Here is a 25,170-nt window from a genome sequence, read left to right as displayed (position 1 = left end):
CTCCGTCATTGCGAGCGAAGCGAAGCAATCCAGAGTCTTTACAACAGCCCTGGATCGCTTCGTCGCGTTGCTCCTCGCGATGACGGTGGAAGTGTGCAGAAATCCTTACCTGATCGGCGGTGCATACTGGACGCCGCCGGCGTTCCAGAGCTGGTTCATGCCGCGCGGAATCTTCAGCTTCGACTCGCTGCCGACGTTGCGCTCATAGACCTCGCCGTAATTGCCGACGTGACGGATCACGCGCGCGGCCCAGTCCTTGGTCAGGCCGAGGTCCTGGCCATAGCTGCCCTCGTTGCCGACCAGACGCATCACGTCCGGCTTCTTCGACTTCAGCGCCTCGTCGATGTTCTTGGAGGTGATGCCGAGCTCCTCGGCATTGATCATCGCGTACAGCGTCCACTTCACGATCATCATCCAGTCGTCGTCGCGCTGGCGCACCACGGGCGCGAGCGGCTCCTTGGAGATCAGGTCGGGCAGGATGTCGTGATCGCCGGGCTTCGACAGCGTCAGGCGCAGCGCGTAGAGCTGCGAGACGTCGGCGGTGAAGGTGTCGCACTTGCCGCCGTCATACGCCTTGATGACGTCGTCGAGCTTGGGAAACTTCACCTCCTCGTACTTCATGTTGTTGGTGCGGAAATAGTCGCCGACGTTGAGCGCGTTGGTGGTGGAATCCTGCACGCAGACCTTGCTGCCGTTGAGGTCCAGCGCGGTCTCCAGCTTGCGCGCGCGCGGCACCATGAAGCCCTGGCCGTCGTAATAGGCGACCGCCGGGAAATACAGATCGTAATTCTGCTCGCGTGCCATCGACCAGGTGGTGTTGCGCGAGAGGATGTCGACCTTGCGGCTCTGCAGCTCCTTGAAGCGCTCACTGGCGTCGAGCGGCACGAACTTCGCCTTCTTCGGATCGTCGAAGATCGCAGCCGCCACGGCGCGGCAGAAGTCGACATCGAAGCCGCTCCAATTGCCCTTGTCGTCGGGAATCGAGAAGCCGGGCAGCCCGGCGTTGACGCCGCACAGCACCTCGCCGCGGCGGATGGTCCGCTTCAAGGTGCGGGTGTCGTACATCTCATAGGTGACGGCGAGCGCCGCGACGAGGACGGCGACGGCGAGCCCGATCAGCAGGCCGCCTCGGAAAGTGCGCATGGTCAATCTCTTTCGAAAAAATGTCAGGATGAAGCGAAGGCTGAACGTCCGGCGGCGGGCGCCGCCGTCACAGTTCCGGCTTCTGCCGCACCACGATCTTGGTGCCGACCGGCACGCGGTCATAGAGATCGGCGACATCGGCATTCACCAGCCGGAAGCAGCCGGAGGAAATCTTGCTGCCGATGGTCCAGGGCTGATTGGTGCCGTGGATGCGGTACACGGTGGTGCCCAGATACATCGCACGCGCGCCCAAGGGATTGCCGGGGCCGCCGGCCATGAAGCGCGGCAGATAGGGCTGGCGCTGGATCATCTCCGGCGGCGGCGTCCAATCCGGCCACTCGGCCTTCTTGGTGATCGACAGCAGCCCCTGCCACTGGAAGCCGTCACGGCCGACGCCGATGCCGTAGCGGATGGCGCGGCCGCCCGGCTGCACCAGATAGAGGTGGCGTTCGGCGGTGGACACGATGATCGTGCCTGGCGGCTCGGTGGTGCGGAAATACACCACCTGCTTGCGCCATTCGGGATCGAGCTCGTAGCCGTCATCGGCGACGAGGCCGGGCTGATCACCGGGATCCTCGGATTGGGCGAAACTGTGCGACGTAGACAGCGCCAGCGCGATGATGGCGCTGGTGGTACACAGCAGGCGACGGAAACTCGGCATTCAAAGCTCTCCTCAACGGACCCCTGCGAAGCTCGCCCGATTAAAATCACCCGCCAAATTTCAGGGGCATATTCGCAGCAAAGTCAAGGTGAGCGCGGGACGCCCGCCGTCATCCAAGCTTCATCCAGAGCCGCAGCAGGAAGGCGACGGTGCCGACGGCCGCCACGCCGGCGAGCCACAGCACGACGAACCAGGCGAGGCGCTTCGCGAGCGGAGTAGGCTGCTCGGACGGCATCAATGATAGCCGCTGTCGTGCCCGACCTTGCCGCGAAACACCCAATAGGCCCAGCCGGTGTAGCCGAGAATCAGCGGCACCAGCACGAGCACGCCCGGCAGCATGATCAGTTGGCTGCGCTCCGGCGCCGCCGCCTGCCAGATCGTGATGCTCTGCGGCACGATGTAGGGGTACATGCTGATGCCGAGGCCGGCATAGGACAGCAGGAACAGCGCCAGCGCGAGGAAGAACGGCCAGCTATCGTGCTTCTGGGCGAGGTTCTTCATCATCAGCACGGTGACGCCGACGACGGCGAGCGGCACCGGCGCGGTGAGAATGATCGCCGGCCACCTGAACCAGCGGTCCGAATATTGAATGGTGAGCAGCGGCGTCCACAGGCTGACGGCGGCAATGGCGAGCAGCATCGCGAACAGCAGGACCCAGCTGATGCGATACGCCTTGTCGCGCAGGTCGCCCTCTGTCTTCAGGATCAGCCAGGTCGCGCCGAGCAGCGCGTAGCCGACCACGAGCGAGACGCCGGTGAGGATGCTGAACGGCGTCAGCCAGTCCCACCAGCCGCCGGCATAGTGCCGGCCCTCGACATGCACGCCCTGCAGAATGGCGCCGAGCGCGATGCCCTGCGCCAGCGCCGCGACCCAGGAGCCGCCGGCGAAGGCGAGGTCCCACAGATTGCGCTGCGCGCGGGTGCGCCAGCGGAATTCGAAGGCGACGCCGCGGAAGATCAGCCCAACCAGCATCGCGATCAGCGGCGCATACAGCGCGGGCATCAGGATCGCATAAGCGAGCGGGAAGGCGGCCATCAGGCCGCCGCCGCCGAGCACCAGCCAGGTCTCGTTGCCGTCCCACACCGGCGCCACCGTGTTGGTGATGACGTCGCGGTCCTGCTTGCCCGGGAACAGCGGAAACAGGATGCCGAGCCCGAGATCGAAGCCGTCCATCACGACGTAGATGAAGACGGCGAGCGCGATGATGAAGGCCCAGAGGGTCGCGAGATCGACGGCAACGCTCATGATCCGACGGCTCCCTGCACGACGCCCGCGGCCGGCGTGATGCCGGCCGTGCGGACCGGCTGCTCGCTGCTCGGGCCCGGCTCACCGGGATGCGGCGGCTCGGCCATCAGGCGCAGGATGTACAGCACGCCGGCGGCGAAGATGATGAAATACACGATGATGAAGGCGAGCAGCGAGGCACCCACGGCCGGGGCCGCGAGCGGGGAAACGGAATCGGTGGTGCGCAGCAGCCCGTACACGGTGAACGGCTGCCGGCCGGTCTCGGTGGTGATCCAGCCGGCCATGACGGCAATGAATCCCGCTGGTCCCATCGCAATCGCGAAGCGGTGCAGGCCGCGATTGATGTACAGCCGGTCGCGCCAGCGCTCCCACAGGCTGAACAGGCCGAGCGCCAGTATCAACAGCCCCAGGCCGACCATGATGCGGAACGACCAGAAGGTGATCGCCACCGGCGGCCAGTCCTGCCGCGGCACGGTGTCGAGGCCGGCCATCGGTGCGTCGATCTGGTGCTTGAGGATCAGCGAGCCGAACTTAGGGATCCCGAGCGCCCATGTCAGCTCGCCCTTGGCCTGGTCCGGCCAGCCGAACAGATACAGCGGCGCGCCGTCCTTGTGGCTCTCGAAATGGCCTTCCATGGCCATGATCTTCACCGGCTGGTGCTCGAGCGTGTTGAGGCCATGCTGGTCGCCGACCAGGATTTGCAGCGGCGCCACTAGCGCCGCCATCCACATCGCCATCGAGAACATCACGCGCGGGCCCGGCAGGTGCGGATTGCGCAGCAGATGCCAGGCGCCGACGGCGCCGACCACGAGCGAGGTCGTCAGATACGCCGCCAGCACCATGTGCACGAGGCGATAGGGGAAGGACGGATTGAAGATCACCTTGAGCCAGTCGACCGAGACGAACTGGCCGTCGGCGTTGACGGCGTAGCCGGCGGGCGTCTGCATCCAGGAATTGGCGGAGAGGATCCAGAACGCCGAAATCAGGGTGCCGACCGCGACCATCAGAGTGGCCAGGAAATGCAGCTTCGGGCCGACCCGCCTGAGGCCGAACAGCATGACGCCGAGAAAGCCGGCCTCGAGAAAGAACGCGGTCAGCACCTCATAGGCCATCAGCGGGCCGATCACCGGTCCGACCTTGTCGGAATACACCGACCAGTTGGTGCCGAACTGGTAGGACATCACGATGCCGGAGACGACGCCCATGGCGAAGGTAATGGCGAAGATCTTGAGCCAGTAATTGAAGACGTTGAGATAGACGTCGCGCCCGGTCCACAGCCACAGCGCCTCGAGCACGGCGAGGTAGGACGCGAGCCCGATCGAGAAGGCGGGGAAGATGATGTGGAAGGTGACCGTGAAGGCGAACTGCGCGCGCGCCAGCTCAACCGCATCCAAACCGAACATCAGCACCGTCCGTCATTGCCACGGGGCTTGTCGCATCGCCCCATGACGGAAGATTGCACCGGCAACGCGCGATATCAAATGGTCAAATCGACCAAGGCGGCGCTGCAGGTCCATAAACGACGAAGACCCGGCGGGGGCATCCGCCGGGTCTTCGGAGCAACCTTGGGAGGTGGAGGTTATCCTTGAATTTGCTCGCTCGAAACCGAGATCAGCTGGGGGACTGAGGCTCGGTCGATGGATAACGTTCTAGCGGCCGAAATTTTCCAGGTGATTTCGCCGATTGTTTCAATTGTTTCGTTCGGTGATTTTCGTGCGTCGTCTTTGGAACCCGTCGGGACATCAGCCCCGACGAGAATGAACCTTGGTCAGGCGGCGAGGCTGTGGACGCCGGCACAGCGCAGGAGTTCGGCGAGGTGCTTGCGGGCATAGAACATGCGCGTCTTCACCGTGCTCTGCGGAATGCCGATGATCTGCCCGACCTCCTCCACCGACTTCTCGTGGTAGTAGATCAGGGTGATGATCTCGCGATGGGCCGGCGACAGCTTGGCGACGCAGGCGCGCAGGATGGCGCTGGTGGTGGAGCGCTCGAGCGAGGTCTCCGGCGTGTCGGAGTCGTCGGCGATCTCGCGCACCTCGTCCTGGTCGATGTCCTCGAAGCGGCGCTGGCGCAGCGCGGTCAACGCCTTGAAGCGGGCGATCGACAGCAGCCAGGTCGAGACCTGCGAGCGGCCCTCGAACTGCCTGGCGGTGCGCCAGACGTCCAGGAACACCTGGCTGACGAGGTCCTCGGCGATCGTGGTGTCGCGGACGATGCGCAGGATGAAGCGATAGACCCGCACATTGTGGCGCGCATAAAGCGTGTGCATCGCGGTGCGATCGCCATCGGCAATGCTCTCCAGGAGCATGCCGTCCGTGGTCGCCTGGGCTGCGATGATGCCCTGGCTGGCTGCGGAATTGATGGCAACGACGTTCTGCATGGCACTCTCCCGTTCCGCCGCCCCCTTGCGGCGTTTCGACGGGAGGGATTGTTAAGGAGCGCCCGTTTCGGGACGTCTGCACGAAAACAGGAAAATGGTTTCGTGCGCCTGCGGAAATGTTTCGTCGCGGCGCACATCGCGAAACACTCGTGGCGGAATTGTGCCCTATTCCAAGATACGGAACTGGATGTGGAAGCAGAGGCCGCTTCCACCGCCGCCGACCGGCCGTCCTCAGGCCTTCTCGCCCGCCGGCGAGAACAGGTAGCCGCCGCCGCGGATGGTACGGATCACCGCCGGCTTGGTCGGATCCGGCTCGATCTTGCGGCGGATTCGCATGATTCTCAGGTCCACGGCGCGGTCGAATGCCTCGGCATCGCGGGCATTCGCCAGCTCGAGCAGCCGTTCGCGCGACAGCACCCGCTTCGGGTTGGCGGCGAACACTTTGAGCAGGCCGAATTCGGACGCCGTCAGCGGGTGCTCGTTGCCCTCATCATCCCGCAGCGCCTGGGCATCGAGATCGAGCCATTTGGTGCCGAACCGCACCAATTGCGGGTCCTTCGCCTGGGCGGGAGCGGAGTCCGTAGCGGCCGCCGCAGTCTTGGCCGGCCCGCTGCGGCGCAGCACGGAGCGGATCCGGGCCATCAATTCGCGCAATTCGCACGGTTTGGCGACGTAATCGTCGGCCCCGAGCTCGAGCCCCACCACCCGGTCGATCGGGCTGGCGGTGGCGGTCAGCATGATCACCGGGATATTGGTGCGGCCCTTGAGATCGCGGATGATCGAAAGGCCGTCCTCTTCGGGCATGTTGAGGTCGAGCACGACGAGATCTGCCGGGCCGGTCTCGATGGCGCTGCGCAGGCTCTTGCCGCCGTCGCACAGCGTCACCGCGAAGCCGTGCATCTTGAGGTAATCACCCACCATTTCGCGGGCAGGGGCCTCGTCGTCGACGATGATGATGTGCTGGCTCTGACTCATGACAATTCGGCCGCCGGCAGTGTGATCGTGAAGGTCGATCCGGATCCCGGCCCATCGCTCCTGGCCGTCACCTCGCCACCATGCATGTCGACGATGCGTTTGACAATCGACAGGCCGAGCCCGGTCGAGCTCTCGCCGGCGGTCGGCTTGGCCGACAGCCGCTGGAACCGGCCGAACAGGCGGCCGAGATCCTCCGGCGACAGCCCGGCGCCCTGGTCGGTGACGCCGATGATGGTGTTGTCGCCGTCATCGGCGGCATTCACGGTGATCCTGCCGCCGATCGGGCTGTACTTGATCGCGTTGCTCAGGAGGTTGTCGATCGCCTCGCGGATCCGGTCGATGTCGCACATGGTCGACAGATGCGGCGGCGCCGACACGGCAATGACCTGCTGCTTGTTGAGCGCGAGCGGCTGGTTGGCCTCGACCACCTCGTGGACCAGGGCTGCGATGTCGACCGGCTCACGGCGGATGGTGATGTCGAAGGCGTCGGCCATCGCATCCGAGATCAGATGGTCGACCATCGAGGTCAGCCGCTTGGCGGCATCGCGGATATGTCCGACCTGGCTGGTGATGCCGTCGGCGGAGGCGCCGGTCGCGATCAGCTCGGTCAGCATTTCCGTGCGGCCGAGGATGACGCCGAGCGGATTCTTCAGGTCGTGGGCGACGGTGCCCAAAATCTCGTTCTTGAAGCCGTTGGCGCGCTGCAGCCGCAGCCATTGCGCCGACAGCCGCCGGTTGGCCTGCATCAGCGCGCGGGTGCGCTGGGCGACGCGGTCCTCAAGCTGGGTGTTGGCCTCATGCAGCTGCTGATAGAGGATCACGTTGTCGAAGGCGATCGACAGCCGGCTGGAGAAGATCTCGACCAGCGAGCGATCGGTCTCGGACAGCGGCCGCTCCGCCTGCAGCAGCACCACGACCTCGCGCCCCGAGCCAGTGCGGACATAGAGCACGGTGCGATGGTCGGCAAATTCGTTGCTGCGCTGCCTGAAGGCGGCCTCCACCATGTCGCGCAGATCCGGATCGAGCGAGCGCGAGGTGACGGCGCCGGAGAAGCGGCTGTAGCAGCCGGAGCCGGCCAGCACCGAAAAATCGTCGGTCTGGCTGCCGTCGTCGCGCAGCACCAGGATGCCTGCGCAATCCACGTTCAGCAGCGAAGCGATCTGGGTCAGCACGCCCTCGGCCAGCCGCTGCATCGACTTGAAGTCGTACAGCGTCGAGGCGGCGTCGATGATGATCTCAAGGCCGCGGCGGGTCTGTACCATGCGCTCGAGCTGCTGGTAGCTGCGCAGCGCCGCCGTCAGCGAGGTGAACAGCTTGTCGGCGGTGAGCTCCGTCTTGGCCTTGTAGTCGTTGATGTCGTACTGGACGATGACGCGCCGCTCCGGCGCCTGACCCGGCTGTCCGGTGCGGAGGATGATGCGGACGGTCTCGTTCTTGATCTCGTTGCGGATGTATTCGACGAGCTCGAGCCCGGCGACGTCGGTCTCCATGATGACGTCGAGCAGCACGGCCGCGATGTCGGTGTGCTCCCGCATCAGCGCGCGGCCTTCGGCCGCCGAATAGGCGGACAGGATTTCGAGCCCCTGGCCGTTCAGGCTGTAATCCGACAGCGCAAAGCGGGTGCCCTCGTGCACGGCATGGTCGTCGTCGATGACGGCGATCTTCCATTTCCGAGCCGAACCGTCATCCTCGTCGAAACCGGCATCCTCGATCAGTTGGAGGACATCGTCCTGTTCGGCCATTGCGTCGTTCCGTCGCCCATTGCTGTCTCGGCGCCGCCCTTGGCGACCCGCGGCATGATAATCCGAAAGGTGGTGCCTTGTCCCTCGCGGGATTCCAGCATCATGCGGCCGCCGAGCTGCTGCGTCACCAGATTGTAGACGATATGCAGCCCGAGCCCCGTTCCCCCTTCGTTGCGGCGTGTCGTGAAGAACGGATCGAAGGCCTGACGCTGGACGTCGGGGGTCATGCCGGCCCCGTTATCGGCGAAAATGATCTCGATGTCATCCGCGCCGCGCGGCCGCGCCGTAATCGAGATGGTGCCCGCGCGTCCGTCGACAAAGGCATGATTGACGGCGTTGAGGAACAGGTTGGTGAGGATCTGACCGTAGAACCCGGGATAGCCATCGATGAAAAGTCCCTCGGGGACGTCGACCGCAAGCGTGATCGGCGCGCGCTTGAGCACCGGCTTGAGGCTGGTGATGATCTGATCGGTCGCCTCGCTCAGGACGAAGGTCCGTCGCTCCGCGTGGGAGCGGTCGACCGCGACCTGCTTGAACGATTGGATCAGCTCGCCGGCGCGCTGCAGATTGGCGACCAGCTGCTCGGATGCATCGCGCGAGGAGCGCACGAACTCCTCCAACTGCGACCGGCGCAGGCCGCCTTCGGGCGACCGCAGTGCGGCCTCGAACATCTCGACCCGGCGCGCGAAGCTGGAGGCCACCGTCAGGCTGATGCCGATCGGGTTGTTCACCTCATGTGCGACGCCGGCGACGAGCCCGCCCAGCGCCGCCAGCCGCTCGGCATCGATCAGGTTGCGCTGCGCGGCGTTGAGTTCGAGCAGCGCGCTCTCGGCCTTTTCCTTCGCGGCGCGGAGCTCGTCCTCGGTCTTGCGCTTGGCGATCGCGTTCTCGCGGAAGGTCTCGACGGCGCGGGCCATCGCGCCGACCTCGTCACGCGCCTCGGTGCCCTGGACCTCGCGGTCGTAGTCGCCCAGCATGATCGCGCGCATCGAGGCCATGATCTGCTGCAACGGCAGCCTGATCGACAAGGCGATCAGCACCCCGGCGGACAGGATGACTCCCAGGAAGATCACGGCGATCGAGAGGACGCGACGGGAGATGTCCTTCAACGTCCGATCGAAAGTCGCCTGCGCCTTCTGCTCGTGCTGGCGCATCTTCACCGACAGGCCGTCGATGGCGCCGATGGTTTCGGCCTGGCTCGCATCGATGGTGTTGCGCAGCAGTTCGGTGCGGTTGGTGAGCTGATCGGTGAGCTTGGAGAATCCTGCGCGCAGCGCCGCGGTCCGGGCTGACAGTCGCTGCAGCGCGAGCCGCTGCAGATCATTGTCCGCAAGACTCGACATCACCGGGATGGTCTTCTCGATCGTCTCCGTGTTGCGGCGCGCGTCGTCGGCGGAGGCGGGCGCGAGCGACAGATAGTAGGAATTGGCCGCGACCAGCATCGCGGTGAAGGCCTCGCGCGACTTGCCGAGCGAGGGCCAGATCTGCGCGTCGCGATGGCCGGTCGCGCCTTCGATCACCGAATAGAGCCCGGCGATGTCGCGGGCGGGGCCGAGAACCTCTTCCTCATAGGTCTTGGAGATCGTCGCCTGCAGACTGCGCAACTCGCCGAAGCCGTCCAGGAAACGCACGGTGACGCGCTCCAGCTCCTCGACCGACCCCGACAGCATCGGGTCGGTCGAGGCGCGCGTCGTGAGCGTCCCGAGCACGGCCTCGCGCAGCAGCAGGATCTCGGCGAACAGCTCCGGGCTCGGCTGATTGATGTAGCGATGAATGAGGTTCTGCAGCCGGCTCGTCTCGCTTTCGAGCAGGGCCAGCACCTTGTCGGATTCCCGGACCTGGCGAACGTCGTCCCAGGCTGTGCCCAGCACCGTCGCGCCGTTCCAGATCAGCGCCGCCAGCACGATCACGACAGCCGAGTTGAGCGCGGCGATCGAGAGGATCCGCCAGCGGATCGGAACCGCCCGCAGCGCGCGAACGATCCGTGCCCGCCCCAGGACCGCCAGACTGAGCGGCCGCGCGACGGATTTCCGCTGCTCGGATCGCGCCACGATCGCTACCTCGGGCCGGTCGTGCGGAGCCTGCCTGCGTCCGCTCTGCCGCGCTCTGCCGCGCTTGTATGCTGCGGCGCAGCCAGTCGCGCCGCCGAGCATGACGGGCGTGAAAGGGACGAGCGGTACCGCGCGCCCGCCTCAGCGCGCATCAGCACCGGCGTGACGTCCACTCTCGAGATCGACGAAAGATGGGCGCGGTACACAGGCAACACTCTTCCCCCTGATGATGAGGTCGGCCCGGACATGAAAAGGTTCAATGCACTCCCGAACAGGTGCTATAAGGCCATTCTGACGTCAAAGCGATACGCGTCAATGGTTTGTTGATAGGCTATTGCAGCCTTGGGTTGTTGGGCCCCATTTTCGGTCCGATTGCGATCTCAGCCCGGGCAGATTCATTCATCGAATTGGAGTTGGCTCCCGTTGACGGTCCCCTTACGCTCTGTTTCGTCTGCAATCCTGCTCTGGACGGTTGTTTGCGCAAGCACGGCCCAGGCCGCGACCGAGATCATGTGGTGGCATGCGATGTCGGGTGAGCTCGGCAGGCAGGTCGACAGACTGGCCGCCGACTTCAATGCGTCACAGTCCGACTATCGCATCGTGCCGAGCTACAAGGGCAGCTATACCGAGACCGTGACGGCGGCCATCTTCGCGTTCCGCTCGCGCAGCCAGCCGGCCATCGTGCAGGTCAACGAGATCGCGACCGCGACGATGACGGCGGCGAAGGGCGCGATCTACCCCGTCTACGAGTTGATGCGCGACGAGCAGGAGAGCTTTTCGCCGTCGGCCTATCTGCCCGCGATCGCCGGCACCTATGCCGACGCCGACGGCAACATGCTGTCGTTTCCGTTCAACGCCTCCACACCGATCCTCTACTACAACAAGGATCAGTTTCGCGCCGCCGGGCTGGATCCGGGCGCGGCGCCGAAGACCTGGCCCGAGCTCGGCAAGGCTGCCCGGCGGCTGCGCGACAACGGCGTCGCCTGCGGCTTCACGACGTCATGGCCGGCCTGGATCAACGTGGAGAATTTCTCGGCCTTCCACAATCTGCCGATCGCCACCCGCGCCAACGGCTTTGCCGGACTGGACGCCGTGCTGACGTTCAACAATCCGCAGGTCACGCGGCACATCGCCCAGCTTGCGGAATGGCAGAAGAGCAAGGTCTTCGACTATGGCGGCCGCGGCCAGGCAGCCGAGCCGCGTTTCCAGAAGGGCGAGTGCGGCATCTTCATCGGCTCCTCGGCGACGCGCGCCGACATCAAGGCGAATTCGAAGTTCGAGGTCGGCTACGGCATGATGCCGTACTGGCCTGACGTTGCGGGCGCGCCACAGAATTCGATCATAGGCGGCGCGACGCTGTGGGTGCTGCGTGACCGTCCCGCGGCCGAGTACAAGGGCGTCGCCAGGTTCTTCGCCTATCTGTCGCGGCCCGATGTTCAGGCCGCCTGGCACCAGAATACGGGCTATCTGCCGATTACGCAGGCGGCATTCGATCTGACGCGCGCGCAGGGCTTCTACGACCGTAATCCGGGAGCAGCGATCTCGATCGAGCAGGTGACGCTCAATCCTCCCACGGAGAATTCGCGCGGCCTGCGGCTGGGCTCGTTCGTGCTGATCCGTGATGCCATCGAGGACGAGATGGAGCAGGCCTTCAGCGGCCGCAAGCCGGCGCAGGCGGCGATCGATGCGGCCGTCGACCGCGGCAACCGTCTGCTGCGCCAGTTCGAGCGCGCGAGCCCGGATCGCTGAAAATGGCTTTGCCACCGGTCGCCGATAGCGCGCAGCTCCGGCGCCTCCGTGCCGACGCGACGCGCTGGCTGCCGGCTGCACGCGATATTGCGCGCGACCATGGCTACGACGACGCGCGGCTGGCGCCGTTCGCGGCGGGCACCAATCTGGTTCTCGCGCTGAACGACGGACTGATCCTGAAAGTCTTCCCGCCGTTTCATCGCGGCAAGTTTCAGTTCGAGCGGGCGGCCTTGCGCGTGCTCGCCGGTGGCGTCGGCGACGTCCGTACCCCCGACCTGCGCCATGAGGGGGAGCGCGACGGCTGGTGCTATCTGATCATGACCAGGCTCGGCGGCATGCCTGCTTCGGATGTCTGGCGGCAACTACAGGAGCAGGACAAGCAGCTCTTGCTCAGGCAGGTCGGTCGTCTGATCGCCGCCGTGCAGCGGGTCCCGCCTGGCGAGCTGCTCGCGCTCGGTCCGCGCTGGTCGGATTTTTTGAGGATGCAGATGGCCGGATGTCATGCACGCCATCAGAGGCTCGGCTTGCCGCCGACGCTGCTCGCCGGGCTGGACGATCTCCTGCGCGAGGCCGCAGCACTGCTGCCGAAGGATCCGCCGCCGGTCATCCTGACCGGTGAATACATTCCGGAGAATTTCCTCGTCACGCGCAGCGGTGATGGCTGGCAGCTGAGCGGGCTGTTCGACTTCGGAGACGTCATGACCGGTCTTGGCGAATATGATCTGCTCGGGCCGAGCGCCTTCATGGCAGCGGGTCAGCCCGGGCGCGTGCGTGCCTTGTTCGATGGTTACGGATTTGCCCTGGAGGACATCAACTGGCAGTTGAAGCGACGGCTGCTCGCCTTGATGCTACTGCACCAGGCGAGCGATCCCGTTCGCCACATCTGCATTCCGGATTGGCCGGCCAAGGTCCGCGACTTCGACGAGCTGCAGGCGCTGATCTGGCCGGAGTGATCCCCAACCGGGGCGGCGGTCCAACAGGCGTTGCGTAAATCTGTCGCAGGCTATTTGAGGTGGTTATAAATGCAGCAAATATGCAGCTTTGTATGCAATAGGGGGCATCGAGCTGTGCCACTCGGTGAAGGCGCGTCGATATTTCAATAGCTTAGCTTTCGGCCGGGCTTGGCACGAAGCTTGCGATCACTGTTCCCGACAGTCGTTATTCTCGGGAGCATTTGATGAAGCGTCGCGATTTTCTGAAATCCGTGTCCGGTCTGGCTGCGGGGGCCGCGCTGCCAATGGCGCCGGCCATCATGTCTTCCGCCAAGGCCGATGCGCGGTCCGAGACGCTGCTGATCGTGTCCGAAGGCGGTCCCAACAACCTCGACATCCACGGCGTCGGCACCAACGTACCGGGCTACGAGGTGTCCTGGAACTGCTATGATCGCCTGATCAGCCACGAGATGAAGAGCGGCCCCGGCGGGGTGCCGTACTATGACCGCGACAAGTTCAAGCCCGAGCTCGCCGAGGACATGACCATCGGCGACATGTCGGCGACCTTCAAGCTGCGCAAGAACGCCAAATTCCACGACGGCACGCCGGTCACGGCCAAGGACGTGAAGTGGTCGCTCGATCGCGCCGTCAGCGTCGGTGGCTTCCCGACCTTCCAGATGAGCGCGGGCTCGCTGACCAAGCCGGAGCAGTTCGTCATCGTCGATGACCACACCGTGCGCGTCGACTTCCTGAAGAAGGACCGGCTGACGATCCCCGATCTCGCCGTCATCGTACCCTGCGTGGTCAACTCGGAGCTCGTGAAGAAGAACGCGACCGACAAAGACCCATGGGGGCTCGAATATACCAAGCAGCAGACCGCGGGCTCCGGCGCCTACAAGGTGACGAAGTGGACCGCCGGTACCGAAGTGATCATGGAGCGCAACGATGACTGGGTGTGCGGTCCGCTGCCGAAGATCAAGCGCGTGATCTGGCGCATGGTGCCGCAGGCCGGCAACCGCCGCGCGCTGCTTGAGCGTGGCGACGCCGACATCTCCTATGAGCTGCCGAACAAGGACTTCCAGGAGATGAAGTCGAACGGCAAGCACACCGTGATCTCGCTGCCGATCTCCAACGGCATCCAGTATGTCGGCATGAACGTGACCAAGCCGCCGTTCGACAATCCCAAGGTTCGGCAGGCGCTCGCCTATGCGATGCCCTATCAGAAGATCATCGACGCCGTGATGTTCGGCCTTGCCAATCCGATGTTCGGTGCGCCGTCCGACAAGGCGACCGAGGTGGCGTGGCCGCAGCCGACGAAGTATGTCACCGACATGGAGAAGGCCAAGGCGCTGCTGGCAGAAGCCGGCTACCCCAACGGCTTCGAGACCACGATCTCGTTCGACCTCAATTTCGCGCAGGTCAACGAGCCGCTATGCGTGCTCGTGCAGGAGAGCCTCGCCCGGCTCGGCATCAAGACCACCATCAACAAGGTACCCGGCGCCAACTGGCGCACCGAGCTGAACAAGAAGGAGATGCCGCTCTTCACCAACATCTTCTCCGGTTGGCTCGATTACCCCGAGTACTTTTTCTACTGGTGCTATCACGGCAACAATTCCGTGTTCAACACGATGAGCTACAAGTCGCCCGAGATGGACAAGCTCATCAACGGTGCGCGCGACGCCGCCGCGACCGGGGACAAGGCCACGTACGACGCCGACGTGAAAGGCTTCGTCGATCTCGCCTTCGCCGAGGTGCCGCGCATTCCGCTATATCAGCCGTTCGTCAACGTCGCGATGCAGAAGAACATCTCCGGCTATCAGTACTGGTTCCACCGCCGGCTCGACTATCGGGCTCTGGTGAAGGGGTGAGGACGTGGGTGACCTTGGTGGTGTGAGCCCAGCTCTCTCATTCCCTCCCCCCTTGTGGAGGAGGGGCAGGGAGGGGGGTAGCCGCACCCACTGCCGCCGCGGCTTACCCCCCTCCCCAACCCTCCTCCACAAGGGGGGAGGGAGCAGACTGCGCCGTGCTGTGGGATCTGGGCCAATTCGGGCGGGGGGCTGCCCATGCTGAGCCTTATCGCCAAGCGCCTCGCCTTCGCGATTCCCTCCCTGATCGGCGTCGTGATCGTCACCTTCCTGCTCACGCGTGCGCTGCCCGGCGATCCCGCGGCGTATTTCGCCGGCCCTGCGGCGACCAAAGAGGCCGTCGAGCAGATCCGTAAGAAGCTCGGCTTCGACAAGCCGCTGGTCGAGCAGTTCTTCCGCTACACCGTCGATCTCGCCCATGGCGATCTAGGGAGTTCGCTGACCACAGGGCAGCCGGTCGCCAGCGAGATCCGCAACCGCCTGCCGGCCTCGGCCGAGCTGACCTTGCTCGGTCTGTTGGTTTCGGTCGCGATCGCGCTGCCGCTCGGCGTGCTCGCGGCGACGCGGCCGGGGTCGTGGATCGACCATACCTGCCGCGTCGTCACGACAGCGGGCGTTTCGCTGCCGGTGTTCTTCACCGGGCTGGTGCTGGTGTACGTGTTCTATTTCCGGCTCGGCTGGTCACCGGCGCCGCTCGGCCGGCTCGACGTGTTTTATAGCGCGCCGGACCCCGTGACCGGCTTCTACCTCATCGATACGCTGATCGCGCGTGACGGTGAGGCGTTTCGCTCGGCGCTGAGTCAGCTGATCCTGCCCGCCGCCACGCTCGCGATCTTCTCGCTGGCGCCGATCGCGCGCATGACGCGCGCCTCGATGCTGTCGGTGCTGTCGTCGGAATTCGTGCGCACGGCGCGCGCCTCGGGCCTGTCGCCCGCGACGGTCACCGTGACCTATGCGTTCCGCAACGCCATGCTGCCGGTCATCACGACGCTGTCGATGGTGTTCTCCTTCCTGCTCGGCGCCAATGTGCTGGTGGAGAAGGTGTTTGCCTGGCCCGGCATCGGCTCCTACGCGGTCGAGGCGCTGATTGCCTCCGACTTCGCGCCGGTGCAGGGCTTCGTGCTGACGATGGCTGTGATGTACGTCGTCCTGAACCTCGTCATCGACATTCTCTATGGCGTCATCGATCCCCGTGTGAGGCTGGAAGGATGAGCACCGTCGCGCCGACCATTGAGCCTGCCACCGTTCCCTCGCGAATGTCGGGACTGTCAGCCCTGATCGGGCACACGCGCTATGTGCTGGCCGAGAACAAGGTCACGGGCTTCGCCTTCGGCCTCCTGGTCGTGATCCTGTTCGCCGCGGTCTTCGGTCCGTGGATCGTGCCGTATGATCCGCTCGCCAGCGACACGGCGTCGGCGCTGAAGCCGCCGTCGGCGGCGCACTGGTTCGGCACCGACCAGCTCGGCCGCGACATCTTCAGCCGCGTCGTGGTCGCGACCCGGCTCGACACCTTCATCGCGGTCGCCTCGGTGGCGCTGGTGTTCTTCATGGGCGGACTTGCCGGCGTCGCCGCCGGTTTCTTCGGCGGCTGGACCGACCGCATCGTCGGCCGCATCGCCGACACCATCATGGCGTTCCCGCTGTTCGTGCTGGCGATGGGCATCGTCGCCGCGCTCGGCAACACCGTGCAGAACATCATCATCGCCACGGCCATCGTGAACTTCCCGCTTTACGCGCGGGTCGCGCGCGCCGAGGCCAATGTCCGCCGCAACGCCGGCTTCGTTCAGGCGGCGCGGCTGTCGGGCAACAGCGAGCTGCGCATTCTGCTCGGCCACATCCTGCCCAACATCATGCCGATCATGATCGTGCAGATGTCGCTGACGATGGGCTACGCGATCCTCAATGCCGCAGGCCTGTCGTTCATCGGCCTCGGCGTGCGGCCGCCGACGGCGGAATGGGGCATCATGGTCGCCGAGGGTGCCTCCTTCATGGTGTCGGGCGAATGGTGGATCGCGCTGTTTCCGGGCCTTGCGCTGATGATCGCGGTATTCTGCTTCAACCTGCTCGGCGATGGCCTGCGCGACATCGTCGATCCGCAGCGCAGGACGTGAAGCGATGAGCGCGCCACAAAGAGACTCCGTCATTGCCGGGCTTGACCCGGCAATCCATCCCTTGGAACAGGCCTTCCCTGGCTTGATGGATGCGCGGGTCAAGCCCGCGCATGACGGTCGTAACAAGCGGAGCCATGGATGACCGCCCAGCCGCTGCTCGACGTTCGCGATCTCACCGTCGAATTCTCCACCCGGCGCGGTATCGTCAAGGCCGTGCAGCATGTCGACATCTCCGTCGCCAAGGGCGAGACGCTCGCGATCGTCGGCGAGTCCGGCTCGGGCAAGTCCGTGACGTCCTACGCGGTGATGCGCATCCTCGACCGTGCCGGACGGATCGCCGAGGGCTCGGTGATGTTCTCGGGGATCGACGTCAAGGCGGCCGAGGAAAGCGCGATGCGCGATCTGCGCGGCCGCGAGATCTCGATGATCTTCCAGAACCCCCGCGCGGCCCTCAATCCGATCCGGAAAGTGGGCCAGCAGATCGAGGACGTGCTGAGGCAGCACGCCCAGGCGGCCGCGACTGATCGCGCCGAAAAGGCGATCGCAGCGCTCGAGCAGGTCAAGATCGTCCGCCCGCGCGAGCGCTACCACGCCTATCCGTTCGAATTGTCCGGCGGCATGTGCCAGCGCGTCGTCATCGCGCTGGCGCTGGCCTGCAATCCGCAGCTGCTGATCGCGGACGAGCCGACCACCGGCCTTGACGTCACCACGCAGAAGGCGGTGATGGATCTCGTGGTCGAGCTGACCAGGAGCCGCGGCATGTCGACGATCCTGATCACGCACGATCTGGGTCTCGCCGCTGCCTATTGCGATCGCGTCGTGGTGATGGAGAAGGGCCGGGTGGTCGAGACCGCCAGGGCCGCCGACATCTTCGCCAACCCGCAGCATCCCTACACGCGCAAGCTGATGCGCGCGACGCCGCGGCTCGGCGTGTCCCTGCGCGAATTGCTGCCGGAGGAGGAGGCGTCGCAGCAACCTCACTCCGTCATGGCCGGGCTTGACCCGGCCATCCATCCCGTTGCGCGAGACTCGTCGAAGGTGATGGACCCCCGGGTCAAGCCCGGGGGTGACGAGCGGAGTGGGGAGGACGACCGGAGTGCGAGGAGCATCAAGCCGCTCCTTCTCGTCGACAAGCTGGTCAAGGAGTATCCCCGCCAGGGCGCCTCGGCGACATTGTCAAAGCTGTTCGGCCGCAAGCCGGCGGTCGAGCCGGAGATGTTCCGCGCCGTCGACGGCATCAGCTTCACGGTCGGTCATGGCGAGAGCGTCGGCCTGGTCGGCGAATCCGGCTGTGGCAAGTCGACGACGTCGATGATGGTGATGCGGCTGCTCGACCAGAGCTCGGGCCGCATCAGCTTCGATGGCGAGGAGATCGGCAACATCCTGCCGCAGGCCTTTGCCCGGCTTCCGCTGCGCAGCCGCATCCAGATGGTGTTCCAGGATCCGACCGACAGCCTCAATCCGCGCTTCACCGCGGCGCGTGCCATCGCCGATCCGATCCTGCAGCTCGGCGACATGAAGGGCCGCGACGCGCTTCGTGCGCGCTGCGAGGAGCTCGCCACCATGGTCGGCCTGCCGCTCGATCTGCTCGACCGCTTTCCGCACCAATTGTCGGGCGGCCAGAAGGCGCGCGTCGGCATCGCCCGCGCCATCGCACTGCACCCGAAGCTCGTCATCCTCGACGAGCCCACGGCGGCGCTCGACGTCTCCGTGCAGGCGGTCGTGCTCAATCTGCTGCAGGACCTCAAGCAGCAATTAGGTATGAGCTATCTGTTCGTCTCCCATGATTTGAATGTGGTGCGGCTGTTGTGCGATCGTGTGATCGTGATGCGGTCGGGCCGAATCGTCGAGGAGGGCACCTCCGAACGTGTGCTAGGTCATCCGCAGGATGACTATACGCGGGAGTTGCTGACGGCGATTCCGCACCCGCCATTGCCGGCGCATTGAGCGTGAAAGCTTGAGGAGAAAAGCTGATGGCGGAGCCATTGGACGATTACATCGACGCGGTCGGGCATGCATTGGCTCTGCCGATCGAGGACGCGTGGCGCCCGGCGATTCGCGCCAATCTCGAGGTCTCGCTGAAGATGGCGAAGCTGGTCGACGAATTCTCCCTGCCTGACGAAGCCGAGCCTGCCAGTGTCTTCACCGCTTGATCCTGCCGACATGACCGCGCGCGCGATTGCGGCCGCAGTCGCCACCCGCAAGCTCTCCGCCGTCGAGGCCACCGACGCTGCGCTGGCGCGGATTGCGGCGCGCGATGGTGTGCTGAATTCCTTTACGGACATCACCGCCGAGCGTGCGCGAGCGAGGGCGCGCGCCGTGGATGCGGCCATCGCTGCGGGCAAGCCCGTCGGCCAGCTCGCCGGGGTGCCGTTTGCGGTGAAGAACCTGTTCGACGTCACGGGGCTGCCGACCCGGGCCGGCTCCAGGATCAACCGCGATCGCCCGGCGGCGACGCGGGACTCGACGCTGATCGCGCGGATGGAAGCCGCCGGCGCGGTGTTGGTCGGGGCGCTCAACATGGGCGAATACGCCTACGACTTCACCGGCGAGAACGTGCATGACGGCCCGTCGCGCAATCCGCATGATCCGACGCGGATGAGCGGCGGTTCGTCGGGCGGCTCGGGCAGCGCCGTCGGCGGCGGCCTGGTGCCGATCGCGCTGGGCTCCGACACCAACGGCTCGATCCGCGTGCCGTCCTCGTTCTGCGGCATCTTCGGCCTGAAGCCGACCTATGGTCGGCTGTCGCGCGCGCGCTCGTTTCCGTTCGTCATGAGTCTGGATCATCTCGGTCCGTTCGCGCGCTCAGTCGAGGATCTCGCGCTCGCCTATGACGCCATGCAGGGGCCCGATCCGGACGACGCCGCGTGCACCACGCGGGCACCGGAGCCGGTCTCCGGTCGATTCTCGCAAGGCATCGGCGATCTGCGCATCGCCCTTGCCGGAGGGCACTTCCAGAAGAATCTGTTTCCCGAAGCCGCCGAAGCGGTCGCTCGTGTCGCGGCCGCGCTGAAGGTCACCGAGGTGATCGAGGTGCCCGAAGCGGCGCGCGCCCGCGCCGCGGCTTACGTCATCAGCACCACCGAGGGCGCCTCGCTGCATCTCGACCGGCTGCGCACGCGCCCGGGTGATTTCGATCCGGCGGTGCGCGACCGCCTGATTGCGGGTGCGATGATTCCGGCGCCGATGGTCGACCGCGCGCAGAAGTTTCGCCGCTGGTACCACGCCCGGGTGCTGGAGCTGTTCAAGTCCGTCGACGTGCTGATCGCGCCGGCAACGCCCTGCGTTGCACCCAAGCTCGGGCAGACGACCTTCGTGCTCGACGGCGTCGAGCTGCCGGTGCGCGCCAATATCGGCATTCATACCCAGCCGATCTCGTTCATAGGGCTTCCCGTCGTCGCCGTTCCGATTCCGCTCGAGCCGATGCCCATCGGCGTGCAGATCATCGCGGCGCCGTGGTGCGAACATGTCGCATTGCGTGTGGCCCACGCCTTGCAACAGCTTGGCGTCGCCGCTGCGCCGGCCCCGCGAGGAGTTCTGGAGAATGGAAGTCGATCTGCCTGACGTCGTCGCGGAAGTCACCGCGCAGTTCCAGCGTTATGAACAGGCGCTGATCAGCAACGACGTCGCCGTGCTCGACGAGCTTTTCAAGCAGGACTCCCGCACGCTGCGCTACGGCATCGGCGAGAACCTCTACGGCTACGGCGAGATCGCGGCATTTCGCGCCGCGCGCTCGCCGGCCGGGCTGATGCGGCGGACCGCGCGCACCGTGATCACCGCTTACGGCCGTGACGCGGCGGTCGCCTCGACGCTGTTCTATCGCGACACCGCGCCCGGCAAGGTCGGACGCCAGATGCAGACCTGGATCCGGTTTCCGGAAGGCTGGAGAATCGTCGCTGCCCATGTCAGCATCATCGATGAAGCAAAAGGCGGCTGAGGATGAGCCTGGACGATCTTCCGCCGCGAACGCGGCAGCGGCCCGCCCGCGACTCCGAGATCAAGCGCATCGACCGCGCGCCGCCTGCGGTTGCGAAGATCACCCGCGCCGAGGAGTTGCGCCTGCAACTCGCCGATGAGATCGTGCGCGGCGCGCTGGCGCCGGGGGCGCCGCTGGACGAGACCGAGATCGCCAAGCGCTTCAATGTCTCGCGCACGCCGGTGCGCGAAGCGCTGCGTCAATTGGCGACGTCCGGCCTGATCGAGGCGCGTGCACATCGCGGCGCGGTGGTGGCGCGGCCGTCGGCCGACCGCCTCACCGGCATGTTCGAGGCGATGGCCGAGCTCGAGGGCCTGTGCGCCGGTCTCGCGGCGCAGCGCATGACGCCGGTCGAGCGGCAGCGACTGGAAGCCATCCACGAGGAGCTGCGCAATCTCAGCCACGCCGGCAATCCCGAGCGCTTCCACGAGGTCAACGAGCGCTTCCACAACGCGATCTATGCCGGCGCGCACAATGCCTACATCGCCGAGATCACCTTGGCGACGCGGGTGCGTGTGCAGCCGTTCCGCCGCGCACAGTTCCGCAATCTCGGCCGCCTCGCCAAGTCGCATGCCGAGCACGACCGCGTCGTCGTCGCCATCCTGCGCGGCGACAAGGCCGGCGCGGCGAGTGCCATGAAAGCCCACATCGAGCTGGTGCGCGGCGAATACGAGATCTACGCGGTGTCGGTGTAGCTCTTCGTTCGAGCGGTAGGGTGGGCAAAGCAGCCGCCGTTAGGCGGTAGCGTGCCCACCATCGGGCCACGGACTCCGCGGCGAAACGGTGGGCACGGCGCAACCGCGATCTCGCTCGTTGGGACAGTACGGGCGCGCCTTTGCCTACCCTACGGCAGCGCACGCAATCATGACGCGCGAAATAGATCAGCCCTTCTGCGCCATATACGCTCGCCAGCCGCCGAACTCCGAGATGTCGCGGGCGCCATCGAGCGCGGCCGGCTCGACGAGGAAGCCCTTGGCGGTGCGGCCGTCCGCCAAGCGGATGGTGCCGACCGACAGCGGCGGCGGAATCAGGTTGACGAATTTGCCGAAGCTCGCCGCCGACAGCGCCCAGAGCTCGACCGCCATCGAAGTACCCTGGCCGTCGTCGATCCGCAGCATGCCGGGCTTGGGCGGCGTGGTCGACAGCGCGTAGAGCTTGTAGTCAGGCGCGGTGGTCGTTGCTTCCAGCAGGCGGCCGCCGAGAGCGGTCAGCTCGTGATTGAGCGCCATGCCAGAGAGATGCGCGCCGACGACGACGACGGCGATCTCGTCGCCATGCAGTGCCGGAGACACGGGCGCGAGCGGCGGAAGCGGGACCGGCTTGGCGCCGACCGGCAGCGCCGTGTCGGCATGGAAGGCGCGCCCGAGACTGGCGAGCGCCGCATCGCGGCCGGCTGGCGCAAGCAGGGTGATGCCGAACGGGACGCCGTCGCTGCGCATCGCAGCCGGCACGGCAAGCCCGCAGAGATCGAGCAGGTTGACGAAGTTGGTGTAGGTGCCGAGCCGGCTGTTGAGCTCGATCGGGTTGGCGAGCACGTCCGCGGTGGTGTAGGCGGTCGGCGCCGTCGGCAGCACCAGCGCGTCGACATCGGCGAAGGTGTGCTCGGCCACCTTGCGCAGCGCCTGCAGGCGGTACAGCGCAGCAAAGGTATCAGCGGCGCTGCCGCGCGCGCCGCCGATGGTGATCTCGCGCGTGACCGGATGGATGGCATCGGGATCGGAGGCGAGGAGATCGCGGATCACGAGATAGCGCTCGGCGACCCAGGGGCCTTCATAGAGCAGCCGCGCGGTCTCGTAAAACGGCTCGAGGTCGAACTCGACCAGCTCTGCGCCGAGCTTGACGAAGCGCGCGGCCGCAGCGCCATAGGCGGCGTCCGCTGCCTTGTCGCCGAAGAAGATCAATTGCCCGGGGCGGGGAATGCCGAGCTTCACGCCCTCGGGAAATGCCGTCACGGCCGCAAGCGGCCGGTCGCGCGAGAATGGATCGAGCGGATCCGGCGCTGCCAGCACCGAGAGCGCCGCGACGGCGTCGTCGACCGTCAGCGAGAACACCGAAATGCAGTCGAGCGTGCGGCAGGCCGGCACCAGGCCGGAGGTCGAGATCATGCCGAGGCTCGGCTTCAGGCCGACGATGTTGTTGAGCATCGCCGGCACACGGCCGGAGCCGGCAGTATCCGTCCCGAGCGCGAGCGGCACGAGACCCGCGGAGACGGCGACCGCCGAGCCCGAGCTCGATCCGCCCGGAACGAGATCGGCGCGCACCGGATTTTTCGGAATGCCATAGGGCGAGCGCACGCCGACGAGGCCGGTGGCGAACTGGTCGAGATTGGTCTTGCCGATGATGATCGCGCCGGCGGCGCGCAGCCGCGCCACCGCGGTGGAATCACGAGATGGCGTGTACGCGAAGGCCGGGCAGCCGGCGGTGGTCGGCAGGCCCGCCACGTCGATGTTGTCCTTCACCGCAACGGGCACGCCGTAGAGCGGCAACGATCTGTCCCTGTCGGCGAGGGTTTCGGCCTCCGCGAGCGCGTCCTTCTCGCCGCGCAGGCTGATGAAGATGGCGGGGTCGTTGTGCGCGCGAATCCGGGCGTAGCAGCGCGCGATCGTGTCGCTTGGCGTTGTCAGGCCGGCGCGATGGGCGGCGACGATCTCGGCAATGGTCTCGGTCACGCGGCGCTCCGCGTCTCGTCCGAGCCCAAACTCTGGCCTGCCATTCCCTTGCGCTCCGCTTCGCCAATCCGGCTGCGAACGTAGCAAGCCATGTGCCATTGTGTACATGGCGGGGATGCGGGCCTGATACGGAAAAATCTTGAAAGTCAGTGGGTTGGTGCGCCGTCCGGCAGGCCGTCGGGCGTTCGGACGGGGTTGCCGAAGGCGATTTGCCTATTTGGTGAGCAGGCTGGGCGCCGCCGCCGCCTAGTACCCGCGCCGCTCGGCCTCCCCGCCCGTGATGCGCGCGAGCCGTGCCTCGGTGGCCGAGCCGGCGCCACGGGCTGTTCGGAACGATGCAGACGGCGAGCGACTCATGGTAGCTCCCGACGATGGCGCGTCGTCAGCCCCGCTGGGGAAGAACAGCAGCGCAACGCTCAGGCCGAGATTGACCAGGGCGCCAACCCACGTGCCGTGGTGCGATGATGTCGCCGCGTATTCGGGAAACCGGCCGGCGATCACGTAGTCCAGCACCATGACGGCGATCCAGGCCGGGATCACACAGACCGGGTCCCAGCCGATGTCGCGAAAGCGCATCGCCTGCAGCATCAGGTTCGCCACCAGGCACAGGCCGATCAGCACCACGATCGGCAAGCTCACCGTCAGCTCCGACTTCTGAGGGGCGAGGGCGGCAAGACCGACGGCCACGACCACGATTAGGACCACCGAAACCAGCGCAAGACCGAGCGAGGCGAGAAAATATTGCAGACGGCCGAGACGCGCATTGAAACCGAAAATGAACCCCAACATCCGCCTCTCCCCGCAGGCCGCGCCGCAATCGGGAGCGCGGCCGACACGGCATATCAGGGCGAAATTGCCGCGCGCCTTCGCCGATAGCTAGAATTTGAAGGATCGAGTGCGACGGCGCTTTCGCGCTGCGGGATCTCATGCGGCCGAAAATATATCGTTGCTAAAGCAACTAATATGTGGAACGATCGACCCGATCAGCAATGGAGGCGCGGGATGATCCGCGTCTCGAAGAAGGGACGGGAACGTCATGCGCAGCCTGCTCGCCGCAGGCGCGGCCGCTTGCGCGCGCGCCAACAGATTGCCGCAGCGAACGGGTCAGCCGTTTGGCGGCTCCTGCCTGAGTGGCTCAGCTCGCGCCCGTGACGGCGTCGAGATTGTCGTGGATTCGGCGCAGCAGCGTGATCAGGACTTCCCGCTCATCCTTGTCGAGACAGGCGAGCAGACGCCGCTCGCGTTCCAGCGCGGCGATGATGACCTTGTCGTGCGTCGCGCGGCCCTTGGCGGTCAGCGAGATCGAATGGCTGCGGCCGTCCTCCGGATCGTTGCGGATCGCGATCAGGCCGCGGCCCTTCATCAGCGCCAGCGTACGGCTGACCGGCCCCTTGTCGAAGCCGATCACGCTGCAGATGCGCGAGGCCGGGATGCCCGGCTCGATCGCCAGCAGCGACATGATACGCCATTCGGTGACGTTGACGCCGAAATTGCGCTGATAGAACGCGGTGGCGCTGTTCGACAGCTTGTTGGCGATGAAGGTGATGAAGGCCGGCACATAGCGGTCGAGATCGAGCGTGAGGCCTTGCCCCTCAGCTTCGCGCGGCTGCGCCTTGCGCGGCGTCCCGGATTTCTCGCTCATGATCCCCAACGTCCATGCATCGCCACTCA

22 protein-coding genes are annotated in these 25,170 nt (G+C 65.8%); 10 read left to right on the top strand and 12 right to left on the bottom strand.

What is annotated here, in order from left to right; genetic code table 11:
* Positions 1-105: 105 nt before the first annotated feature.
* The 9 genes from QX070_RS28940 to QX070_RS28900 form a co-directional block, all read right to left on the bottom strand.
* Complete coding sequence (locus QX070_RS28940) at positions 106-1,143, bottom strand: amino acid ABC transporter substrate-binding protein (RefSeq protein WP_315740558.1); 1,038 nt, start codon at positions 1,141-1,143, stop codon at positions 106-108.
* Between the two features lie 67 nt (positions 1,144-1,210).
* Entirely contained in the window at positions 1,211-1,804 is a 594-nt protein-coding gene (locus tag QX070_RS28935; protein WP_315740557.1) for a L,D-transpeptidase, read from the bottom strand.
* A 109-nt stretch (positions 1,805-1,913) separates the two neighbouring features.
* The gene (locus QX070_RS28930) at positions 1,914-2,039 is read right to left on the bottom strand and encodes a DUF2474 family protein (protein ID WP_315740556.1); all 126 of its coding nucleotides are present in this window, start codon (positions 2,037-2,039) and stop codon (positions 1,914-1,916) included.
* The gene (cydB, locus tag QX070_RS28925) at positions 2,039-3,049 is read right to left on the bottom strand and encodes a cytochrome d ubiquinol oxidase subunit II (protein WP_315740555.1); all 1,011 of its coding nucleotides are present in this window, start codon (positions 3,047-3,049) and stop codon (positions 2,039-2,041) included. Before cydB ends, QX070_RS28930 begins: the two co-directional genes overlap by 1 nt.
* The gene (locus tag QX070_RS28920) at positions 3,046-4,452 is read right to left on the bottom strand and encodes a cytochrome ubiquinol oxidase subunit I (protein WP_315740554.1); all 1,407 of its coding nucleotides are present in this window, start codon (positions 4,450-4,452) and stop codon (positions 3,046-3,048) included. Before QX070_RS28920 ends, cydB begins: the two co-directional genes overlap by 4 nt.
* 365 nt (positions 4,453-4,817) lie before the next feature.
* On the bottom strand, positions 4,818-5,429 hold the full coding sequence (locus tag QX070_RS28915; RefSeq protein ID WP_315740553.1) for a sigma-70 family RNA polymerase sigma factor: 612 nt from the start codon (positions 5,427-5,429) through the stop codon (positions 4,818-4,820).
* Between the two features lie 231 nt (positions 5,430-5,660).
* Positions 5,661-6,404: a response regulator gene (locus QX070_RS28910; protein WP_315740552.1), complete on the bottom strand. Its 744-nt coding sequence runs from the start codon at positions 6,402-6,404 to the stop codon at positions 5,661-5,663.
* Positions 6,401-8,146, bottom strand: a complete 1,746-nt coding sequence (locus QX070_RS28905) for a DUF3369 domain-containing protein (RefSeq protein WP_315740551.1) — start codon at positions 8,144-8,146, stop codon at positions 6,401-6,403. Before QX070_RS28905 ends, QX070_RS28910 begins: the two co-directional genes overlap by 4 nt.
* Entirely contained in the window at positions 8,116-10,101 is a 1,986-nt protein-coding gene (locus tag QX070_RS28900; RefSeq protein ID WP_409998914.1) for an ATP-binding protein, read from the bottom strand. Before QX070_RS28900 ends, QX070_RS28905 begins: the two co-directional genes overlap by 31 nt.
* A 519-nt stretch (positions 10,102-10,620) precedes the next feature.
* Between QX070_RS28900 and ugpB the strand changes: the two genes are divergently transcribed.
* The 10 genes from ugpB to QX070_RS28850 all read left to right on the top strand — a co-directional run bounded on the left by ugpB (position 10,621) and on the right by QX070_RS28850 (position 21,525).
* Positions 10,621-11,946 (top strand): sn-glycerol-3-phosphate ABC transporter substrate-binding protein UgpB, encoded by a 1,326-nt coding sequence (ugpB, locus tag QX070_RS28895; protein ID WP_315740550.1) that lies wholly within the window; start codon positions 10,621-10,623, stop codon positions 11,944-11,946.
* A 2-nt stretch (positions 11,947-11,948) separates the two neighbouring features.
* On the top strand, positions 11,949-12,899 hold the full coding sequence (locus QX070_RS28890) for an aminoglycoside 3'-phosphotransferase/choline kinase family protein (protein ID WP_315740549.1): 951 nt from the start codon (positions 11,949-11,951) through the stop codon (positions 12,897-12,899).
* A gap of 224 nt (positions 12,900-13,123) precedes the next feature.
* Positions 13,124-14,746, top strand: coding sequence for an ABC transporter substrate-binding protein (locus QX070_RS28885; RefSeq protein WP_315740548.1), 1,623 nt, complete (start codon positions 13,124-13,126; stop codon positions 14,744-14,746).
* A 195-nt stretch (positions 14,747-14,941) separates the two neighbouring features.
* Positions 14,942-15,955: an ABC transporter permease gene (locus QX070_RS28880; RefSeq protein WP_315740547.1), complete on the top strand. Its 1,014-nt coding sequence runs from the start codon at positions 14,942-14,944 to the stop codon at positions 15,953-15,955.
* Positions 15,952-16,854 carry an ABC transporter permease gene (locus tag QX070_RS28875; protein WP_315740546.1) on the top strand — a complete coding sequence of 301 codons (903 nt, stop codon included), beginning with the start codon at positions 15,952-15,954 and terminating at the stop codon, positions 16,852-16,854. Before QX070_RS28880 ends, QX070_RS28875 begins: the two co-directional genes overlap by 4 nt.
* A gap of 138 nt (positions 16,855-16,992) precedes the next feature.
* Positions 16,993-18,801, top strand: coding sequence for an ABC transporter ATP-binding protein (locus tag QX070_RS28870; protein WP_315740545.1), 1,809 nt, complete (start codon positions 16,993-16,995; stop codon positions 18,799-18,801).
* Between the two features lie 26 nt (positions 18,802-18,827).
* Entirely contained in the window at positions 18,828-19,007 is a 180-nt protein-coding gene (locus QX070_RS28865; RefSeq protein ID WP_315740544.1) for a DUF4089 domain-containing protein, read from the top strand.
* A gap of 10 nt (positions 19,008-19,017) precedes the next feature.
* Entirely contained in the window at positions 19,018-20,418 is a 1,401-nt protein-coding gene (locus QX070_RS28860; protein WP_315740628.1) for an AtzE family amidohydrolase, read from the top strand.
* Positions 20,399-20,791 (top strand): oxalurate catabolism protein HpxZ, encoded by a 393-nt coding sequence (hpxZ, locus tag QX070_RS28855; RefSeq protein WP_315740543.1) that lies wholly within the window; start codon positions 20,399-20,401, stop codon positions 20,789-20,791. The genes QX070_RS28860 and hpxZ overlap by 20 nt, the downstream gene beginning before the upstream one ends.
* 2 nt (positions 20,792-20,793) lie before the next feature.
* On the top strand, positions 20,794-21,525 hold the full coding sequence (locus QX070_RS28850; protein ID WP_315740542.1) for a GntR family transcriptional regulator: 732 nt from the start codon (positions 20,794-20,796) through the stop codon (positions 21,523-21,525).
* Positions 21,526-21,711: 186 nt separating this feature from the next.
* Here the strand turns inward: QX070_RS28850 and atzF are convergent, their stop codons facing one another.
* The 3 genes from atzF to QX070_RS28835 form a co-directional block, all read right to left on the bottom strand.
* Positions 21,712-23,499 carry an allophanate hydrolase gene (atzF, locus tag QX070_RS28845; protein WP_315740541.1) on the bottom strand — a complete coding sequence of 596 codons (1,788 nt, stop codon included), beginning with the start codon at positions 23,497-23,499 and terminating at the stop codon, positions 21,712-21,714.
* Positions 23,500-23,745: 246 nt separating this feature from the next.
* Positions 23,746-24,285: a DUF805 domain-containing protein gene (locus QX070_RS28840; RefSeq protein ID WP_409999185.1), complete on the bottom strand. Its 540-nt coding sequence runs from the start codon at positions 24,283-24,285 to the stop codon at positions 23,746-23,748.
* 349 nt (positions 24,286-24,634) lie between these two features.
* A complete protein-coding gene (locus tag QX070_RS28835; protein WP_315740539.1) occupies positions 24,635-25,141 on the bottom strand; it encodes a MarR family winged helix-turn-helix transcriptional regulator in 507 nt (168 codons plus the stop codon).
* Between the last annotated feature and the right edge of the window lie 29 nt (positions 25,142-25,170).

It is taken from the genome of Bradyrhizobium sp. SZCCHNR1093 (assembly GCF_032381175.1).
In the GTDB taxonomy this organism is placed as follows: Bacteria; Pseudomonadota; Alphaproteobacteria; order Rhizobiales; family Xanthobacteraceae; genus Bradyrhizobium.
This window is presented reverse-complemented; position numbering and strand designations above follow the sequence as displayed.

Excerpts from the sequence above, each read along its gene's own strand:
- QX070_RS28940 (WP_315740558.1), bottom strand. The coding sequence starts at position 1,143 with ATGCGCACTTTCCGAGGCGGCCTGCTGATCGGGCTCGCCGTCGCCGTC.
- QX070_RS28935 (WP_315740557.1), bottom strand. The coding sequence starts at position 1,804 with ATGCCGAGTTTCCGTCGCCTGCTGTGTACCACCAGCGCCATCATCGCG.
- QX070_RS28930 (WP_315740556.1), bottom strand. The coding sequence starts at position 2,039 with ATGCCGTCCGAGCAGCCTACTCCGCTCGCGAAGCGCCTCGCCTGGTTC.
- cydB (WP_315740555.1), bottom strand. The coding sequence starts at position 3,049 with ATGAGCGTTGCCGTCGATCTCGCGACCCTCTGGGCCTTCATCATCGCG.
- QX070_RS28920 (WP_315740554.1), bottom strand. The coding sequence starts at position 4,452 with ATGTTCGGTTTGGATGCGGTTGAGCTGGCGCGCGCGCAGTTCGCCTTC.
- QX070_RS28915 (WP_315740553.1), bottom strand. The coding sequence starts at position 5,429 with ATGCAGAACGTCGTTGCCATCAATTCCGCAGCCAGCCAGGGCATCATC.
- QX070_RS28910 (WP_315740552.1), bottom strand. The coding sequence starts at position 6,404 with ATGAGTCAGAGCCAGCACATCATCATCGTCGACGACGAGGCCCCTGCC.
- QX070_RS28905 (WP_315740551.1), bottom strand. The coding sequence starts at position 8,146 with ATGGCCGAACAGGACGATGTCCTCCAACTGATCGAGGATGCCGGTTTC.
- QX070_RS28890 (WP_315740549.1), top strand. The coding sequence starts at position 11,949 with ATGGCTTTGCCACCGGTCGCCGATAGCGCGCAGCTCCGGCGCCTCCGT.
- QX070_RS28885 (WP_315740548.1), top strand. The coding sequence starts at position 13,124 with ATGAAGCGTCGCGATTTTCTGAAATCCGTGTCCGGTCTGGCTGCGGGG.
- QX070_RS28880 (WP_315740547.1), top strand. The coding sequence starts at position 14,942 with ATGCTGAGCCTTATCGCCAAGCGCCTCGCCTTCGCGATTCCCTCCCTG.
- QX070_RS28875 (WP_315740546.1), top strand. The coding sequence starts at position 15,952 with ATGAGCACCGTCGCGCCGACCATTGAGCCTGCCACCGTTCCCTCGCGA.
- QX070_RS28870 (WP_315740545.1), top strand. The coding sequence starts at position 16,993 with ATGACCGCCCAGCCGCTGCTCGACGTTCGCGATCTCACCGTCGAATTC.
- QX070_RS28865 (WP_315740544.1), top strand. The coding sequence starts at position 18,828 with ATGGCGGAGCCATTGGACGATTACATCGACGCGGTCGGGCATGCATTG.
- QX070_RS28860 (WP_315740628.1), top strand. The coding sequence starts at position 19,018 with ATGACCGCGCGCGCGATTGCGGCCGCAGTCGCCACCCGCAAGCTCTCC.
- hpxZ (WP_315740543.1), top strand. The coding sequence starts at position 20,399 with ATGGAAGTCGATCTGCCTGACGTCGTCGCGGAAGTCACCGCGCAGTTC.
- QX070_RS28850 (WP_315740542.1), top strand. The coding sequence starts at position 20,794 with ATGAGCCTGGACGATCTTCCGCCGCGAACGCGGCAGCGGCCCGCCCGC.
- QX070_RS28835 (WP_315740539.1), bottom strand. The coding sequence starts at position 25,141 with ATGAGCGAGAAATCCGGGACGCCGCGCAAGGCGCAGCCGCGCGAAGCT.